General features: G+C 42.1%; 4 protein-coding genes. 1 reads left to right on the plus strand and 3 read right to left on the minus strand.

Annotated elements, in window-relative coordinates; all coding sequences use genetic code 11:
* Positions 1-470 (minus strand): ISAs1 family transposase (locus ACEW80_RS00265; protein ID WP_373524672.1); only part of this gene is annotated, 470 nt, incomplete at its 3' end.
* An 86-nt stretch (positions 471-556) separates the two neighbouring features.
* On the opposite strand from ACEW80_RS00265, the gene ACEW80_RS00270 reads away from it, so the two are divergent.
* Positions 557-973, plus strand: coding sequence for a restriction endonuclease (locus tag ACEW80_RS00270; RefSeq protein ID WP_373524675.1), 417 nt, complete (start codon positions 557-559; stop codon positions 971-973).
* Between the two features lie 17 nt (positions 974-990).
* On the opposite strand, the gene ACEW80_RS00275 is transcribed toward ACEW80_RS00270, so the two are convergent.
* Positions 991-1,602 carry a hypothetical protein gene (locus ACEW80_RS00275; RefSeq protein WP_373524673.1) on the minus strand — a complete coding sequence of 204 codons (612 nt, stop codon included), beginning with the start codon at positions 1,600-1,602 and terminating at the stop codon, positions 991-993.
* A 52-nt stretch (positions 1,603-1,654) separates the two neighbouring features.
* Positions 1,655-2,651 (minus strand): IS1 family transposase gene (locus ACEW80_RS00280; protein WP_373524674.1). Its coding sequence is split into 2 segments (ribosomal slippage): positions 1,655-2,278 and positions 2,280-2,651, totalling 996 coding nucleotides; the frame shifts between segments, so codons are not numbered across the junction.
* Between the last annotated feature and the right edge of the window lie 56 nt (positions 2,652-2,707).

Here is a 2,707-nt window from a genome sequence, read left to right on the forward strand (position 1 = left end):
ACTTTCAATTCACTATGATGTTTTGATTCAAACTGTTGGGTAGCAAGCACTACCCCTTGTTGACTACAATAAACTGAAACTAACGCCACAAAGTTTTGATAAGCTGTTCCTGCTTCAGTGACAGTTCCTTTAATACTCTTACCATCAATCGCTACCCACCCTTGAGGCTGAATACTAATAGTCTGGCTAACCCATTGCTCAAATTGATCTGCTAACGCTTGAAAATCAAGCTTATGTAAAATGCGACGAAAGGTAGTGTCTGATGGCAGGCGAGTTACCGTTAGCCCTAGTTTCTCATTCACTGCCTCGTAATGTCTCACCCCAAAGTCTTCCAGTGCTTGATATCCTTTACATCCACTTATCGTTCCCATAATCACTAAAAGCAAAATTAACCATAGTGGATAACGCTTGCCTTGGGATGCTCGAAAATCTCTTATCTCCTGCAATGATTGAATTAAGTTTGCTGCCATCTTTGATATTAAATTCGTTCGTTTGAATTATTCTAATCTTTTTCTTTGAGGAATGAATTCTCCCTGATTCAAATAACCGCGCTACCATTAACCAGAAAAAAGGAGCAGACAGGGGTATAGATGGCTTTGCTTTCTTTTTGGAAGAAGGTCAAGGGCATAGGAAAATTGTTTTACAAGTTAAGTCAGGCAAGGTTTCCTCCCGTGATATCCGCGATCTCTATGGCACAATGACCCGTGAGAAGGCAGCTATGGCTATATTTATCACATTGAAAACTCCTACTTCTGAAATGGTAACGGAAGCAAATACTTGTGGGTTCTATCAACATAAAGTTATGGGGAGAAATTATCCCTGCATTCAGATTATTACTATTAAAGAAATTCTAGAGCAAGGTAAAACCCTTGATATTCCTTTAAGTCTTGAAGTTCTTAAGTCTGCTGAAAAGCAAGCAAATAGCAAGCAACTTGATCTTTTTAATAATATTGATAACGTAGAAGTAGGTTAAAAGACCGTCGTAGTTGCTTAAGATTTAAGTTTCTTTAAAGGATGTTCAGCTAACATATGTTCAAAGGGTAATCGTGTGCCGTCAGGTGTGAAGACATAAAGCTTATCATCATCACCCTTCATACTTGCCACAATCAATCCTTGTTTTCTGGCTAAGTTGAACCATTCGTTAAAGCTTGCCCACTCATCTTTTCTAATATATTTTTCGTTAGGCTTCCAACCATCTTTTATTGCCCTATTAAGCCAACCTCCTGGTCTTTCAATATTACCACTAGACATAGCCTCTTTTAAAGCTTGAATAGCACTTAAAACAAATTCACCAGATGTTGATTTAATTGTCTTGCTCAGAGTTGTATTAAGTTTAATTCCCAGAGAATCAAGCTCTGATTTAATTTTGTCATTAACATCTGACCGCTCTATTCGTTTTTTGTCCAAAGAAGATACTTTAGAATCTTTTAAATCAAGAGGTGCAAATGAATCGTTAGATATTTCAGCTTGGCGGCACAAGCTATCTAATTGCTGTTTCAGTAATTCATTTTCTGTCTTTAATCGTTCGGCTAAATCCTGAGAACTTTGAACTTGATAAAGCTTTCCAGTTAATGCTTCATTTGCCCGACGCAGTTCAACCATCTCTCCTCTTAAGCGCTTAGTTTCTTCTCGAAGATTATAGGGCACTGGTACTCTAATTCGTGAGGCTCTCAAAACCCCGCGATGACAGAAACTCAAGTATTGAAATCGGGCGGTGATACAGCCCAAGCAGCATTGTTGGAGTCATGTTTTTGTCTAAACTCCAATGAGGTCGAACCCAATTGTGTACCAACCTTTGAACCGTTACTGCTCTTTGCAGTCCCTCAACTGTCTTGGCATACAAGTTTTGCCTCCGACGATACGCACTACACCGTCGCCTCAACGCACTATTGTTGGCTTCAGTATGATTGGCATGGACTTCACAAGCCGGACTGATAGACGTATAAGGATGCTCCGGCTTGACCCATTCTACTCGCCGATTGCCTTGTGACCCTTTGATTTTGATAGCCACCTCTAAACCCTCCCGCCAAACTTTGCAATGTCCATACTCGCGGGTCACTTCAGAACTTTTCAGGTAAATACTGGCAAGTTTCCAGAGTTGTTGAGCGTAACGCCGTTCACCGTCAGTAAACCAGCGGATAAAGGCACTCGGTGCAGCCCACTGCCAAGCTAACTGAGTCGCTTGAGCAAATAACTCAATTGTCTTGAGTCCTGCTTTAGCGACACTCCAGTAGCGACTGTCCCGCTCCAGAAAAATCACAGTCCACCCCTCGGACTCACTGGGGGGGAAGGTTCTCGCCAACGCGAGTGTAAACCTCATCTCCTTCTACTGTAATTACTCTACCTTCTGGCACTGGCGGACTCCATTGTTTCTCTTGGTCTGCCAATCGTTGTTCCCATCGCATAATACTGACATGAGATTTCTCCAATACCCGTCCACTGGCGCGAATTCCCATCCCCTCGGTTCGCATTTTCATTGCCAATGACACCATGCTAGAGGGGGTTCTCAAGCGGCACATCGGCGTACCAGTGCGTTCACTAAACCGTTTACGACATCCTCGACACAGGTAATTCTGGATTGCGCTACCATCTTGGTGATGATGCTTTCCATTCTTTACAACCTGTCGACTTTGGCAGTGAGGACATTGCATGGTTAAACTCCGTTACTGTCTCAATATTACCCTTCACTAATTAAATGACCAGTGCC

Origin of the sequence: Nostoc sp., assembly GCF_041747015.1 — a bacterium.
In the GTDB taxonomy this organism is placed as follows: Bacteria; Cyanobacteriota; Cyanobacteriia; order Cyanobacteriales; family Nostocaceae; genus Nostoc.

Coding starts and splice junctions, on each gene's coding strand:
- ACEW80_RS00275 (WP_373524673.1), bottom strand. CDS start 1,602: ATGGTTGAACTGCGTCGGGCAAATGAAGCATTAACTGGAAAGCTTTAT.